At 59.3% G+C, this 13,603-nt stretch carries 24 protein-coding genes; 20 read left to right on the forward strand and 4 right to left on the reverse strand.

The window, feature by feature from the left end; genetic code table 11:
- Positions 1–512: 512 nt before the first annotated feature.
- From M2396_RS13650 to M2396_RS13695, 10 genes are all read left to right on the forward strand, one after another.
- Positions 513–734, forward strand: coding sequence for a hypothetical protein (locus tag M2396_RS13650; protein WP_259075492.1), 222 nt, complete (start codon positions 513–515; stop codon positions 732–734).
- Between the two features lie 108 nt (positions 735–842).
- Positions 843–1,094, forward strand: coding sequence for a hypothetical protein (locus M2396_RS13655; protein WP_259075494.1), 252 nt, complete (start codon positions 843–845; stop codon positions 1,092–1,094).
- Positions 1,095–1,649: 555 nt separating this feature from the next.
- Positions 1,650–1,916: a hypothetical protein gene (locus tag M2396_RS13660; RefSeq protein WP_259075496.1), complete on the forward strand. Its 267-nt coding sequence runs from the start codon at positions 1,650–1,652 to the stop codon at positions 1,914–1,916.
- A gap of 19 nt (positions 1,917–1,935) precedes the next feature.
- Positions 1,936–2,364: a hypothetical protein gene (locus M2396_RS13665; protein ID WP_259075498.1), complete on the forward strand. Its 429-nt coding sequence runs from the start codon at positions 1,936–1,938 to the stop codon at positions 2,362–2,364.
- A complete protein-coding gene (locus M2396_RS13670; protein WP_259075500.1) occupies positions 2,361–2,588 on the forward strand; it encodes a hypothetical protein in 228 nt (75 codons plus the stop codon). The genes M2396_RS13665 and M2396_RS13670 overlap by 4 nt, the downstream gene beginning before the upstream one ends.
- Positions 2,585–2,806 (forward strand): hypothetical protein, encoded by a 222-nt coding sequence (locus M2396_RS13675; RefSeq protein WP_232881033.1) that lies wholly within the window; start codon positions 2,585–2,587, stop codon positions 2,804–2,806. Before M2396_RS13670 ends, M2396_RS13675 begins: the two co-directional genes overlap by 4 nt.
- Before the next feature lie 521 nt (positions 2,807–3,327).
- Positions 3,328–3,762 (forward strand): hypothetical protein, encoded by a 435-nt coding sequence (locus M2396_RS13680; protein WP_259075504.1) that lies wholly within the window; start codon positions 3,328–3,330, stop codon positions 3,760–3,762.
- A 16-nt stretch (positions 3,763–3,778) separates the two neighbouring features.
- Positions 3,779–4,507 (forward strand): hypothetical protein, encoded by a 729-nt coding sequence (locus M2396_RS13685; protein ID WP_259075506.1) that lies wholly within the window; start codon positions 3,779–3,781, stop codon positions 4,505–4,507.
- Positions 4,504–5,067 carry a siphovirus Gp157 family protein gene (locus M2396_RS13690; protein ID WP_259075508.1) on the forward strand — a complete coding sequence of 188 codons (564 nt, stop codon included), beginning with the start codon at positions 4,504–4,506 and terminating at the stop codon, positions 5,065–5,067. Before M2396_RS13685 ends, M2396_RS13690 begins: the two co-directional genes overlap by 4 nt.
- A 6-nt stretch (positions 5,068–5,073) precedes the next feature.
- Positions 5,074–5,592, forward strand: a complete 519-nt coding sequence (locus M2396_RS13695) for a hypothetical protein (protein WP_259075510.1) — start codon at positions 5,074–5,076, stop codon at positions 5,590–5,592.
- 74 nt (positions 5,593–5,666) lie between these two features.
- Here M2396_RS13695 and M2396_RS13700 read toward each other — a convergent pair whose 3' ends face one another.
- On the reverse strand, positions 5,667–5,900 hold the full coding sequence (locus M2396_RS13700) for a PLDc N-terminal domain-containing protein (protein WP_259075512.1): 234 nt from the start codon (positions 5,898–5,900) through the stop codon (positions 5,667–5,669).
- Positions 5,901–6,020: 120 nt separating this feature from the next.
- Between M2396_RS13700 and M2396_RS13705 the strand changes: the two genes are divergently transcribed.
- A complete protein-coding gene (locus M2396_RS13705; RefSeq protein ID WP_259075514.1) occupies positions 6,021–6,374 on the forward strand; it encodes a hypothetical protein in 354 nt (117 codons plus the stop codon).
- Here the strand turns inward: M2396_RS13705 and M2396_RS13710 are convergent.
- Entirely contained in the window at positions 6,321–7,016 is a 696-nt protein-coding gene (locus M2396_RS13710; protein WP_259075516.1) for a hypothetical protein, read from the reverse strand. The two genes, M2396_RS13705 and M2396_RS13710, sit on opposite strands and share 54 nt — an antisense overlap.
- Before the next feature lie 147 nt (positions 7,017–7,163).
- Between M2396_RS13710 and M2396_RS13715 the strand changes: the two genes are divergently transcribed.
- Both M2396_RS13715 and M2396_RS13720 read left to right on the forward strand, forming a co-directional pair.
- Complete coding sequence (locus tag M2396_RS13715; RefSeq protein WP_259075518.1) at positions 7,164–8,087, forward strand: DNA cytosine methyltransferase; 924 nt, start codon at positions 7,164–7,166, stop codon at positions 8,085–8,087.
- Positions 8,088–8,241: 154 nt separating this feature from the next.
- On the forward strand, positions 8,242–9,072 hold the full coding sequence (locus M2396_RS13720) for a hypothetical protein (RefSeq protein ID WP_259075520.1): 831 nt from the start codon (positions 8,242–8,244) through the stop codon (positions 9,070–9,072).
- On the opposite strand, the gene M2396_RS13725 is transcribed toward M2396_RS13720, so the two are convergent.
- Positions 9,053–9,352, reverse strand: coding sequence for a hypothetical protein (locus M2396_RS13725; protein WP_259075521.1), 300 nt, complete (start codon positions 9,350–9,352; stop codon positions 9,053–9,055). The two genes, M2396_RS13720 and M2396_RS13725, sit on opposite strands and share 20 nt — an antisense overlap.
- Positions 9,353–9,530: 178 nt before the next feature.
- Between M2396_RS13725 and M2396_RS13730 the strand changes: the two genes are divergently transcribed.
- From M2396_RS13730 to M2396_RS13760, 7 genes are all read left to right on the forward strand, one after another.
- On the forward strand, positions 9,531–10,040 hold the full coding sequence (locus M2396_RS13730; RefSeq protein ID WP_259075523.1) for a hypothetical protein: 510 nt from the start codon (positions 9,531–9,533) through the stop codon (positions 10,038–10,040).
- Positions 10,037–10,309 carry a hypothetical protein gene (locus M2396_RS13735; protein WP_259075525.1) on the forward strand — a complete coding sequence of 91 codons (273 nt, stop codon included), beginning with the start codon at positions 10,037–10,039 and terminating at the stop codon, positions 10,307–10,309. Before M2396_RS13730 ends, M2396_RS13735 begins: the two co-directional genes overlap by 4 nt.
- A complete protein-coding gene (locus M2396_RS13740; RefSeq protein ID WP_259075526.1) occupies positions 10,306–10,761 on the forward strand; it encodes a hypothetical protein in 456 nt (151 codons plus the stop codon). Before M2396_RS13735 ends, M2396_RS13740 begins: the two co-directional genes overlap by 4 nt.
- Complete coding sequence (locus tag M2396_RS13745; RefSeq protein WP_181087401.1) at positions 10,754–10,942, forward strand: hypothetical protein; 189 nt, start codon at positions 10,754–10,756, stop codon at positions 10,940–10,942. Before M2396_RS13740 ends, M2396_RS13745 begins: the two co-directional genes overlap by 8 nt.
- Positions 10,943–11,008: 66 nt before the next feature.
- A complete protein-coding gene (locus M2396_RS13750; RefSeq protein ID WP_259075530.1) occupies positions 11,009–11,425 on the forward strand; it encodes a hypothetical protein in 417 nt (138 codons plus the stop codon).
- A 38-nt stretch (positions 11,426–11,463) separates the two neighbouring features.
- A complete protein-coding gene (locus M2396_RS13755) occupies positions 11,464–11,655 on the forward strand; it encodes a DUF4224 domain-containing protein (protein ID WP_259075532.1) in 192 nt (63 codons plus the stop codon).
- 15 nt (positions 11,656–11,670) lie between these two features.
- Complete coding sequence (locus tag M2396_RS13760) at positions 11,671–12,684, forward strand: tyrosine-type recombinase/integrase (protein WP_259075534.1); 1,014 nt, start codon at positions 11,671–11,673, stop codon at positions 12,682–12,684.
- Positions 12,685–12,923: 239 nt separating this feature from the next.
- Here M2396_RS13760 and M2396_RS13765 read toward each other — a convergent pair whose 3' ends face one another.
- On the reverse strand, positions 12,924–13,556 hold the full coding sequence (locus tag M2396_RS13765) for a hypothetical protein (RefSeq protein ID WP_259075536.1): 633 nt from the start codon (positions 13,554–13,556) through the stop codon (positions 12,924–12,926).
- Positions 13,557–13,603 lie beyond the last annotated feature (47 nt).

The raw sequence follows: 13,603 nt of genomic DNA on the forward strand, positions 1-13,603 counted from the left end.
TCTGCACGCTCCATAGAGCCCGCCACTGAGCGGGCTTTTTTGTGGACGACGGAAAAATATGACCGGAGGTATTGACCATATGAAATACCGGCGGTATTGTTCACTCCATCGAGGCGCTACACAGCCCCTCGGGAGGCCCTCAAGCCTCACCGCTCTTTCACATTGATGGGAACCTCGCGGATCGATCCCGGCAACGGTACAGCGCGAGCAATAAATTCGATCCCCATGCCAGCTCTGGAACTGGTGAACAGACCGCATTGCCTCTACCGGCGACCGGCGATCAGACAGCCCCGAAAGGCTGCCCACGACAGGGACCACCCTGTACGGCTGACGAAGGTGAAACGCCTAAACCGAGAGAACGACCCGGGCATGCAATGCGCCCCGCCACCCCGGCGGTAATGGGACATAACGATTCACTGATGCCGCTTCGACGAGGCGGCATTGGGAATCGAGCATGCAATACTGCGCACATCGAAAACAGGTAGGAGGTAAAGGTGGAAGCCAGCGAATTCATGGAGCGCCTGATCGCCACGGCTGGCGAGTTTGGCCAGTGGCAGATTGTGCGGATTGTTGAAGAGCATCGCGGCACTGAGGTCGTACCAGGCTTCTGCTGGAACGAGGTGCGCAACTCAGACGATGATCCAGGCCTCAAGGCAGGCTGGCTTTACTTCGCAATGGGCGACGACAGGTATGTTTTTGTCAGTTACCTGGATATCCCCAGCAGCAGGCGATAAAGCTCATCGCTGAAAACACAGCCCGATAACTTCGGGCTTTTTTGTGCCTGACGATTCACTGAAGCACCTGGGCGACCGGGTGCTTTGGGAATCCACTGGAGAAAGACCATGAGCGTGAAGATGGTTGTTGAAAGCCACATCCGTACGGCCCGAATCTGCCGGGAGCGTTACTCGACCATGAGCCAAGTTGATTGGCTGGTAGGTGGAGTTCTGCACTCGCTGAAGCATTCGATGGACGTCATAAAGGACAGGCCTCTGTTCATCCACGAAGCCCGCACCTATGTGCAAGAGCTGGAAAATGCAGGCCAGCGTGACGCTGCGGAGAAAGTGGCCGCCTGGATCGAAGAACAGCGGGCATGAGCAGACGATTCCCCGGTGCGCCTCAAGCGGGCGCATCAGGGGGAATCCACTGAATCAACCGCCCTGGAGGGCAAGACGATGACTGGAGTATCCAAACAGGGCTGCGTGCACCACGCCCGCTATCAAAACCGGGAGCTGGTTCGGGCTCGAAAGAGCGGCCAGTGGAGCCTGGTCCTTCATAGCCGAATCAGCCGCGACGACTGGATGGCAGAGGCTCGCGCCAAGTAGACAGCCAGCGCCACGTCAGCCTGACGTTAACTGCCCGATGCCCTGCTCCCCATCGCAGGCTGCATCGGAGTGTGATCTGAATACGCAGGCTGAGGCGAAAAGACTCCGGGCTTGCCCCGGGCCTACGGCGACCGAAAGGCAGTCTACGCATGTACGCATGCTGTGCCGGAGATCAGCACCGGCCAGATCACACCTCGATGCGTCCCGCATCCCCTTCCCTTCACATACGACCGCATTGGCAGGCGCCAGGCCACCTTTCACGGTGGGTTTGGTCACCTTAGCCTGGCTCCTGGCCAATGCGGCCGCACAACCAACCTGGAGGACGCCATGGCTTCGACTGTGGAGGTCAGTTGCGCCTGGTGCGCAGGAAGATTCACGGCAAGGACGGCCGACCGCAAGCGCGGTTGGGCGCGCTTCTGCTCCAAGTCATGCAAGGCGAGCAAGCAAGAGTTCGGCGGCACCAAGGCTGAGTGGGAAAAGTTCAACCCCAACAACCGCATTTCCCCGATCAAGAAATACGCCAATCGCCTTCTCGAAAACGACGACTGGGGCCATCCGCTGGCCTCTGGTTTCGAAGGTCACGGCCAAAACTAACCGATACCTGGAGGCGACCATGGGCGCACTTCGAGCAGCACAGTTTGAGTACGACAACCGGATGCCGCCGGCGGTGAGCGACGATGACGCCGCCCAGGCGGAGTGGATCGAAACGAACGCGGCTCGGCTGGTTCTTGGCTACCGCATCATCTGGGGTTATCGCGGCGAACTCGGCGAGGTCACTCAGGCCGATATGGCGAGGTCTGTTCAAGATCACCTGAACAACCGCCAGATTGAGGGCCTGGATACAAAAGACGCATTCGGCCAGCTGGTAATGGCGGGCACCGGTACCGGCAGCGCTGGCTTAATTTTGGGCCTGTGCACTTACCTTCTCGGCGGACCGAATGCGCTCACTGAGATCGCAGCCGACCTGCTGCGACCGCACGCCGCCAAAGCAGTGGCCGCTGAGCGCGAACGCGAGCGCGATGAGCAGGAGTGCGGATTTTGAAGACCGCTGCCCAGATGCACGCCCTGGCGATCGGCGAGGTGATGTCCCAGCTTGAACAGCTCGCCAAGTCGCCCACCCCTGTACCTGATCAGACCTTCGTCTTCGGCATGCTTGAGGGCTTCGAGAAGATCGGCCTATTCGATCTTCAGACCCTGACCCGCATCCGGACAAAGGTCGTCGACACCACCACTCAACGCGTTGAGCAATTGAGGGAGCCAGCATGACCACGCCACTGATCACAACGCTCATCGACGAGCAGATCGCTGAATTGCCCGAGGCTCAGGCCATGCCGGCCGACCGTGTGCTGATGCTGTTCAAGGGGCCGACATTCGCCGCCGCAGTGAATGAGGCGGCGCTTGCCAGCATCGAGAACCCCGCTGCCTGGAAGTGCCGCGCCTGCATCTGCGGGGAGTGGACGGTCGGGTATGAGGTGCGGGCGTGAGCCACATGCACGATCCAGCGCCGAGCGATCGGGCACGGCAGTTCATCCGCTGGTGCGCTGAGCACATTCTCGAATGGCCAGAGCAGTACGTGAGTTGCGCAAGGTTCATTGGCAGCAAGAACAAATGGTGGCGCAAAAACATCGATTGGCGCGAACACCATAAGTCGCTGTCGCCCAACCTCTGGGTCGTGTGCACCAAGCGCCAGTGGCTTGAGGCAAGGGGCACGCGATGACCCGCTACCAGCGCGCCCGCCGCCTGGTCATCTGGCGCGGCTCCTTCTCTGCCCTCTTCACCTGCACCGTATTCATGCTGGCCAGCGCACTGGCTGGCTCCATCACTTCCTGATCACACATCCGGCGCACGGCGGACCTTCGGGATAACCGTACCCCTTCGGGAGCGTAAGCGGCGAGAGCGCGCAACCATCCACCGCAGCCAGGGCCTGGGTCTTACCTCCGTGCTCGGGTGACCTGGCATTTCCTATTTCAACTGACGGCGCCGGCCTGGCGCGAGGTGTATCCCAATGTCCGAATTAACCATCAACGTCGACGACTACCTGAGCGAGTCTGATAAGCGTCGGATCGTGACCGACGCCTTCAGCGCTGCCGCAGCCGCCCATGCTCAGAAAGACTTCGAGCGCATCATCAGCAACTCAGCCTACTACCTGGTTGGCGAGATCGTCGACCAGCACTTCGACGGCAACATGGTGGCCACGCTCAAAGACAAGGCCATAAGCGTCATCAACAACCTGTCTTCGACTACCGTGTTCAGCCCGCCCAACGCTTGGGATCGAGAAGCCAGCAAAGGCTGGCAGCAGGTGCAGCAGGCGATTGAAGACCTAAAGCCAATGATCCACCAGCGCGTCAGCGACATCATCGCCGACTACGACCATAGCGCCCTGCGCAACCTGATCGAAACTCAGGTCGGCGAGGCCATTCTCAAGAAGCTGACGGCATAAGCTGCTGGAGCCTGAAATGACCAACAACATGAGCATCTGGGAGAAGGTCCAGACGACCGACACCCGCTACACCAAGGACGCCAAGGTCGGCGGCCAGCAGATCACCAGCCTGAACGGCACGGCCATGATCATGAAGGCCACCGAGGTATTCGGTCCGGCCGGCATCGGGTTTGGCTGGAACGTGGTCGAGGAGCGATTCGACAAGGGCGCCGAAATGTTCTCAGGCGAAGGTGACAAGCGCGTCAGCCTTGGCTTCGAGCTGAACCACACCATCAAGATCACCTTCTGGTTCATGCTGGACGGTAAGCGCGGCGAGATCGAGCAGTATGGGTGCACGCAGTACCTCTACAAGTCGAAGTACGGCACCACCACTGATGGCGAGGCGCCGAAGAAGTCGCTGACCGACGCCATCAAGAAGGCCCTGTCGATGCTGGGCTTCAGCGCCGACGTGTTCCTGGGGATGTTCGACGACCAGAACTACGTCCAGCAGCTGCAGGCCGAGCAGGCAATCGAGCAGGCCGAAGATAGAGAGGCAGAGATCGAGCGCCAGAAGCAGGAACGCTTGGGCTTCATCAAAGGAACAGTTGATGCGATGAAGGGCGCCCAGAGCTTGCGTGAGCTGAAGAAGATCCATGACGCCGCAGTCCGCAGGCTTGGCGCTCGCAATGATCCCGCCGGCGTTCAGCGCGTGGCCAAAGAGCTTGCCGACCTCTCTCCAAAATTCACCCAGGAGACCGCCGCATGAGCAGCCTCTACCCGCTCACGAAGCAGATGATGGAGTTGGCCGCGATGGCCGACACCGACGACGAAGGCCTCAAGCAGGCCATCCAAGACACCATGGATGGCATCGCGGGCGAGTTCGGCGACAAGGCCGACAACATCGTCATGCTGCGCCGCAACATCGACGGCGAGGTACTGGCGATCGACGCCGAAATTGAGCGGCTGAACGAGCTCAAGCGCGTCAAGAAGAACGCGGTAACGCAGATCGGCGATTACCTGCGCCGCAACATGGAGGCAGCCAACCTAAAGTCGATCAAGCGTCCACTGTTCAATATCACCCTGGCCGCCGCGCCAGAGAAGGTGATCGTAGACAACCTGGAAGACGTACCGATCGATCTGGTCCGCGTGGTTGTAACCCAGGACCCAGACAAAAAGGCGATCGCCGCCAAGCTCAAGGCCGACCGCGAGCACAACGAAGCAGTGCGCAAGCGCATGGCCGCCGGCGAAGACTGCGAACACGAACTGATCCCTAACGCGCCCTGGGCTCACCTTGAGCGCGGCGAAAGCTCGATTCGAATCAAGTGAGGCAGCATGAACCCATCAATCGACTTGGAGGCAGCGAAAGCTGCCTTTCTCTCATCTGGGGGAAGCATTGTTGTGCTTGAGGGCTTCCAGTATGTGCCGCCTCGCCCGCACCGCGATGTCGAAAAGGTGCAGCCCCCCAAGCCAAAGCCACAGAGCGCAAAGAAGAAGCGGCGCCACAAGCAGCTTGTCTACCTGCGTTCGCTGGCCAAGACCATGACCTGCGCAGAGGCGCGTGAGCGAACCGGGCTATGCCGGACCACTCTGTACCTGGCAGCCGTCGAAGGTGGTTTCTCATTCCAGCCCGAGCCGCGCACTTCGCGCTCAACAGGTGAACGACAGTACGCCAGCCCCGAAGCCGACAAGGCACTGGCCCAGCAGATCACCGAGCTGCGCGACGCCGGGCTAAACCGGACCCAGGCCAAGGCCAAGCTCGGAATCTCCGACCGCAAGTTCTGCCGCGTCATCCATCTGTTCGGCGTCGACTACCCCAAGGTTGAGGGCAAGCGATGCGACGGACCAATCTGAAGGTTCGCCAGCGCCGCCGGCAAGAACAGTTGCACCTGCCGTCCAGCGGACTTATTTCAGAACCCAAAGAAGCTTCAACCTTTGCTGTGCTCTGGGGATGTAGGCCCTGCACCAGGCTTGATGCCACGTGGTCCGGCGATCCCCCATACAACCAGCCCGACTACGGGGAAAACCACGATACCCAAGAACCAGGCTACCTTGACGCCATCGGACTTGTCGCTTCGGAAAACACTCACGATGGCCCACAGGTCTACCAAAATGACGATCACCGCAACGGCAATCCAGAAATAGCTGACAGGATCTGACATGACTGCTTCCTCCTCGTTTGATAAAGGGTTGGCAGCGTGCCGGATACAGGGTTCAAAAGATCGGAGCGTCAGACGACAGCATCCAGAGCAGGACGTGGAGAGGTTTGAAGGAGTTGCCGTATGGCTATGACACAGCAAGTGCGGGACGAGAAACGCCGGACCAAGGCAGCCAAGCTGCAGGAAGAAGACCTTCGCCTAAAGGTTCGACCAGGGACTAAGCAGGCCCTGCTGGAACTGATGGAGTGGGCCGGTATCGAAGAACAGGGCGAGGCGCTGACGCTGATGATTCATCACCTGCATGCGCTTGGCCCGGGCGGAGCATTGCCGCTACTTGAGCCTCCGCGCCACGAAATCACTGTGTCACCTGATGTGGCGCGGAGGCTTGAAGTGGCTTATCAAAGGGCAGCCGTCCGTGCTGAATCAAGAGAGGAATGTGATCAGTTGCTCGCCGAGGGCTGTTGTCCTTTTAGCTAGCATCCCATCAGAGCTTAAGCTGGAATTCAGGCTATCGGTACTTACTAAGCCTCGCTGGTACATATCCTTCCAAATCGATTCACGAATTTCTTTATGTCCCTTCAGTTCTGGTAGCGCTAGATCGATGACTGAGGAAAGTGATCCAGACATCCAGTTAGGGGTCTTTATGCCTACCTTATCGAGCCAGGCCCTCGGATGATTGAAAACCGTGAGCAGCTTGATATGGGAGACAGTGCACACATCGACAAAGTTTAGGAAAAGCTGACGGTAATCGTCTGCAGGGCATGATGGTAGCGCTGAGTTTTTGACAGCGTTTTTCAGTGCTTCAAGTTTTTCTGTCTGATGATTCCTCAGAGAGATTGAGCAGACCTCAGCCACTGTACTGATGAACGCTTCATTCTGCTGTAGGTTTTCCTCAGTAACTATGCCTTGGTCCAGCAGGTCATTAATGACCTCACCGATGTCCCGGACGGTGTCCCAGCGCCGCTTAGTCAGAGGGGATTCAACTACCGAATTGAACACCTCCACTAGGGCGCCACCCGCTACAGGAATCAGCGATAAAGCGATACGAGTACCCCGGTGCGCCTTCTCTCCTAGGGGTTCGACCTGGGGGTCTAGTCCTTCGACATCGATTTTCTTCACGCTTCCTCCTTCGGCCGGCCCTATGCCGGTCATCTGTAATAGCCCAAAGCCAGACAGTTTGCCACCCGCGCTGCCCGCCAGCGCCTTCCCCTATTCAACGATAACGCCTCCCCGGCGAGGGCGGCGCCTGCACGCAAGGATAACGACGTGACCACAGCAATCGACCTGTTCGCCGGCCTCGGCGGATGGAGCACCGGCGCGCGCGCCGCAGGCGTCCAGGTTCTCTGGGCGGCAAACCATTGGCCGGTAGCCGTTGAATGGCACAGCGCCAACCACCCCGACACGCAGCACGTTTGCCAGGACCTGCACCAGGCCCGCTGGGAGCAAGTGCCAGCGCATGACATCTTGCTTGCCTCCCCCTGCTGCCAGGGCCACGCCAAGGCGCGCGGCAAGAAGTCGGGCAACCCTGAACACGACGCATCGCGCTCGACGGCCTGGGCGCCGGTGTCGGCCCTCGAGTTCCACCGGCCGCAGGCGGCAGTGATCGAAAACGTTCCAGAGTTCACCGACTGGGTGCTCTATCCGGCCTGGCTGCAAGCGGTTCAGGCTCTGGGGTATCAGGCGGCGCCGCACATCGTCGACTGTGCCGACCTCGGAGTGCCGCAGCACCGGGTGCGCCTGTTCATGGTGCTGACGCGCAGCAAGGCGCCACTGATGTTGCAGCTGCCCCGCGAGCGGCACGTGCCGGCCGCTAGCTTCCTCGACTTCGACGCTGGCCGCTGGTCGACCATCGACAAGCCCGGCCGGGCCCAGGCCACGCTCGACCGGGTACGCAACGGCCGCCAGCGCTTCGGCGACCGATTCATCATGCCCTACTACGGCAAAGGCTCTGGCACCACCGGGCGCGACATCAACCGGCCGATCGGCACCATTACCACCTTGGATCGATGGGCCCTGGTCGACGGCGACCGCATGCGGATGCTCAGCGCCAGCGAGGCCCTGGCAGCAATGTCGTTCCCGGCTGAAACCCTGCGCCCGGATAACCACCGATTGACCATGCACATGGCCGGTAACGCGGTGCCGCCACTGGCCGGCCAGAGAGTGATTGAAGCATTGATGGAGGCCGCATGAAGCCCATCCGCCGTTCCTACTCCCGGCCCCGAGTCGGCATGCCCCAGTTCCAGCTCTCAAATACGTGCGACGAGTGCGGCGGTAGTCGCGCCCACGGCAACCACAAGGCCTGCTCGAAGAAGCGACAGGCAAGGTATCAATCGGAGAATCTTGCATGAGCAATAACCAGATGATCAGCGTGCCCGAAGGGTTCATGCTGGCTGAGCGCAGTATTTGGACGGAGCAGCAGGTCGACTCTGCTGCCGCGTGCATCACGCTCCTGAAGGGCGTGCCAGGCATGACTGACCGCGATTTGGCCATGGCAGCGATGGACGCGGCTCAGTGCAAAGCGCCAGATATCACCCTGGCAGACATATTGCCAGCCGAGCAGCCCCAGGGCGATCCGGTGGCGGTTGTGAATGAGGCCGACGATGGCCTGTTCGTCGAGTTGATCTATGGCGACAACGGCAACCCGCTGCGCCGTGGCGACAAGCTCTATACCCGCCCGGCGCATGGTGAGCCGGTCTGGTACATGATCGAGAGCGGACTGAGCGTCATGCACGCAAAGGCAAAGGCCTTGAGCGAGAGGAACGGCTGGGACGCCAGCGCTTACAGCATCCCGCTCTACACCCACGCCGACCCTGCCGAGGTTGAGCGGCTGCGCGATGAAAACCGGAGGCTGCACGAAGCTGGCGAGTTTCTAGACGGTGTAAACCAGGGAATCGAGGACAAGCTTCGCGCCCAGCTGGCCGAGCGTGATGCGCTGCTCGGCGCAATTGCAGGCTGGACCACCGAAACCCGGGCAGCCGTGCTTGAAGCATTCCAAGACGAGCTGAACGAGAGCGCCAGTTACGCCTGGTACGACGCAGCGATAGCCGACCTGATGAAGCTGGTCGAAGCCCTATCCGCCAGCGCAGAGCCGAGACCCGTGATCGCTGGGAGCGTAATCGAAACGCCCCCGTCCGAATCGCCTGCGATCCAGACCACTATCTCGCTGCAGCGCTAAGCTTGGCAGTCGGTGCACCGTCCAAGGCTATCTGACGGGCTCGGCCTACTCCCCAAACAAGGGCCCGAGTCATCGACTCGTGGGGCCTTGATTCGTATGCCTCTTCGTAGATTGGCATGCCAGAAGCCGCGTACACGCCAACAAACAACTGCGTATTACCGGTACGAGACAAGCGAACCTGGACGTCAATGACCGTCCCGTCATCGAGTATTTCATCGTGCACTCGATGGTGGAGGTTCGGATCAGCCCAAGTCCAAAATACATTCCCTCGAATCCTCATGTCGCCCTCCTTCGACTCGCTTAATGGTTGTGCCCCTCAGCAACTTTATCTAACAAACGACGACAGACAACCTTTTATGGCCGATATGCGGACTGCGTCTGACAACCGGCAACTTTTCTTATACCGAATAAATAATTTGTACAACTTATTGCCGCGATATGGCGGCCAAGGAATCCGTATGCCCAGCGCACAAACGGCCGCACGATGGTGCCCGGACGAATGCCCGATCACCGGCCGCAAGTTCTTCATGTGGATCGAGCATCCCGATGGCGGGATGGTGCCGACCTATGGCGGTCCTTTCGACAGCTACACAATCCCGACCCGCGACGGCGACGAAGGCTTCTGCTGCGAGCGGTACGACCACGATTACGGTGGTTGGCGCGATGACGAAATGGTGGGCCTCAAGCTGATTGACGACCAAAGCGACGAATGCGAGCACGGCCAGGTTGCCGAGCTACAGGCTGAGATTGAACGGCTGAAGGGCCAGAGCCGAGTCATCACGCTATCTGGATGCGAGTTCACCGAAGACGATCTACTCGCCCGCGCGGTTCGTGGTGTGAGTGGCACTGGAAGGCAGAAGAGACCGCGCTGGGCACTGATGACCGATGTCTTCCTCTGCGGTTCTGGCGTCGCACATGCGCTGTGCCGGCGGTTCGGCGTTGATCCCAACGAGGACCTGCGCAAATGACCCGCCTCGCCCTCTGCCTCCTGCTGCTGGCCACCGGCGCCAGCGCAGAACAACTTACCGACGACATCGTGGTGGTGCACGACCAGAAGCGCGGCGCCACCTGCTGGGTGCCGTACAACGGCTATGGCACACCGCAGGCGATTTTCTGCATCCCCGACAGCCAGCTGCAGACCGGCAACGAGCGCCAGCTCTCCCCGCACGAAAAAGATTCAGGACCTACACCCGCACTGGCGCCTGGGCGCTGGATTGATGAGAGGTATGAGCTGTGAACGATAGTTGGCACGGTAAAGCCATCCCGCCCGAAGGTACCGTTTGTGAGTACAACTCAAACTGGGCGCACGCGGCGAACTTCGAGAGCTGGCACAAGGTGCGCGTCGTCTTCTTATCCGATTGCACCTACGTGGTACGACGTGAAGACCAAGTAGCTGGAGAACTCACAGAGCTGTGCGGAATGGCATCGATTTTCGAGGCAAAGCGTTTCCGCCCCTTCATCACACCCGAGCAAATTGCGGCCAATGAAATAGAAACGATCTTCAACTGGATGGTTAACAGAGACAGCGAGCAAGGGCTTCTCGGCATCGCCGAGGACCTCCACGCTGATGGGTACCGCAGGAAGTCTCCGCAGCCCCACGACGAGAAAGTGTGTTCCTGCCCTACTGGCGACGGCTCGCTGCGCTGGCCGTGCCCGGTTCATCCGCCCGAGGACCCCAAAAATGATTGAGCAATTCACCCTGATCGAGCTGGAGGCAGCGCTGAAGGGCCGAGCCATCCCGGGCGACCTGCGCTGCGGCGAATCCATCGCCCAGTACCTGCACCGAGAGATCCAGAGCCTGGCCAAGGAGCGAGACAATCTCCGCGAAGACCGCGATGCCATGCTCGAAGCCGGCGCCCACCTGCTCTAACCGAACTCCTCCCATCACCCTATAACTCAAGCCCGCCGACATGCGCGGGCATGGAGAGCTATTCCCATGACGAAAGAAGAATTGGCCGCCCAACTGACCGGTCTCGAGTACCCCACCCGCATACCTGGCTCGCTGATCGTCGCGGCACAGAGCGCCGGCCTGGTGATTCTCTGCGGGGCCAGTGACGACCTGATGGAGTTCTACGGCGCCCGCCGCGAGGAGATCGGCTGCTACGACGGCGGTACTGCCTTCGTTGACGCAGATGGCGTACTGCCCGACCGGGACTGCTTGGATGGTGATGAAGAAATTGCCGAGTACGTGCAGCGCCAGAAATCAGCCAAGGCGATCGAGGCGCTGTGGTGTAAGGAGGACGGCTATAGCTGGACCTACAAGACCGACATCCCACACGCGACCTTCGAAGTCGTTGAAGACGGACAGCCCTACTGCCGCGGGATCGTGTTCGCGCTGGCGGAGCTGGCCTGATCACCAACCTGCCGCCACCGGCGGCGTGGAGAGTAACCATGTTCATGACACCGGATGAGGTAGCCGACATGACGGGCTACCTCCGGCCCAGAGACCAAGTACGCTGGTTGAAGGAATGGAATTTCGGGTATGTGATAGGCGCCGACGGCAAGCCGAAGGTGCTCAGGCAGGTAGTGCTCGCCCGCTTGGGCGGGCAGGCCGAGAAGAAAGGACCGGAACTCCGGTTTTGATAGAAGGGACGACCGATGAGGCCGCGAAAGAAGGACAGGCATCTGCCGCCGTGCATGTACATCAAGCACGGCGCCTATTACCTGGTGAGGAAGGGAAAGTGGGAGCGCCTCGACAAGGATTACCAAGGCGCGCTCCTCGCCTACGCAAAGATCATGGGCGGAAAAGGCCAGGGCGCGATGCCCAAGCTAATCGACGACGCTCTTGACTCAATGCGCAAGCGGCTGGCGGAGAACACGGTCAAGCAGTACGAGGCTGCGTCAGCCAAGCTGAAGCACCACTTGGCCGAGTTCGAGCCGCGCCAGGTGCTGCCGAGGCATGTGGCGGCTTTGAAGATGCACATGGCCGATACGCCGAACATGGCAAACCGTGTGATCTCGTTCCTTCGGATGGTCTTTGCATATGCCCTGGAGCAGCAGCTTGTTGATTCCAATCCTTGCACAGGCATCAAGAGACACACAGAAAAGAAGCGCGACCGCTATATCACGGACGAAGAGTTTGCCGCGATCTGCGGCGCCTGCTCCCCTTACATCCGATCCATCCTTCAGATGTGCTACCTGACCGGCCAGCGCATCGGCGACGTGCTGGCAATCAAGCTTGCTGACATCAGCGACAATGGCATCGCTTTCGAACAGCAAAAAACTGGCGCAAAGCTGGTAGTGGCAATGACGCCAGATCTGAAAAAGCTGATAGCTAGGGCGAATTCACTGCCGAGGAAGGTGCGCGGCGTCACCCTATTCTGCACGCGTGGTGGCGGCCGTCCGGTGTCCTACTCGACAGTGAAAGACGCCTTCAGAAAGGCTTGCGAAGAAATCGGTGTAGCCAGCGCGACAATTCATGACCTTAGGGCGAAGTCGTTGACAGACACTGACAAGCAGGGCAATGACGCACAAAAGCTGGGTGGGCATACAGATGCTAGGATGACTCAGCGCTATCTTCGGCTTCGGGAAATGAAGGTCGCTATCGGGCCTACGCTGGGGGACGAGGGGTCTGCAAGGCAAATGCGGGAAATGAAAAAGCCCCTCGAATGAGGGGCTTTTTCTCCAATCCGCCAGTCAAGCGACTAGGACTGGCTCAGCCAAACCGTTGGCTGCACAGATCTGATGGATATCACGCGAAGCCTGCTTGAAATCCGCAACCGACTTTCGAGATTTCTCAAGGTTTTCATTTCGCGCACCCTGCGACATGGGCTTAAGATTTCGCAACGATTTCCCAACCATCTGCATATCTCCCATTCCTTTTCTCACTTTCTTTCAGTTCTATCATGTTTTCAGACGGGAATCAGTACGTCCTGGTTCCCTAGATATGCTTCTTGAAGTCGGGCCAACCAATGACGATACGTTAGCCCGTCCTCCTCACAAATCAAGCTTTCGGCCGGCGCATCTCTTTCTTTACCGTCGAGCCCCTGCAACAGCAGCGCTCTGTGCACATCGTTAAACAGATCATCGAACAACTTGAACTGCTGCTCCAAGGGTTCCTTGAGCGGATGCCCAGGCTCAACCTCATCAGCGAAACAGATGTACTCACCCGCTTGAACCCTCCTAGGCCTGTGGTACATGACCACGCCAGGCTTCAGGGGAGGCAAAGATTGAACATTAGGCGTGCCTCTGACCATAAACCATAGCCAGATAGTAGCTGCTGCACTCATCACATAACGACCGAACGTGATTTCGACCATGCCTTTGGTCTCGTTCAGCGCCACAATCAGATCAATCATCGTGTTGACGCAACCGCCGCCATTGTGGCGAAGGTGTAGCTCAAAGCTACTGCCAGCCTGTGCAGCGTGCAGTTGATCGATTACAGGCTGAACCGATGCCCGCGATATCTCGTTAGGAAGCTCCAGCCTAATTTTGACAGGAACCCTTACGATTGCGTCCAGCTGATCATTTGCTGCAGCTTCCAATGCTTTCGCCTACCAACCCTTGATTTGGACGCGAATAGTACATTGCC

The sequence above is a fragment of the Pseudomonas sp. BIGb0278 genome, from assembly GCF_024809895.1.
In the GTDB taxonomy this organism is placed as follows: domain Bacteria; phylum Pseudomonadota; class Gammaproteobacteria; order Pseudomonadales; family Pseudomonadaceae; genus Aquipseudomonas; species Aquipseudomonas shirazensis.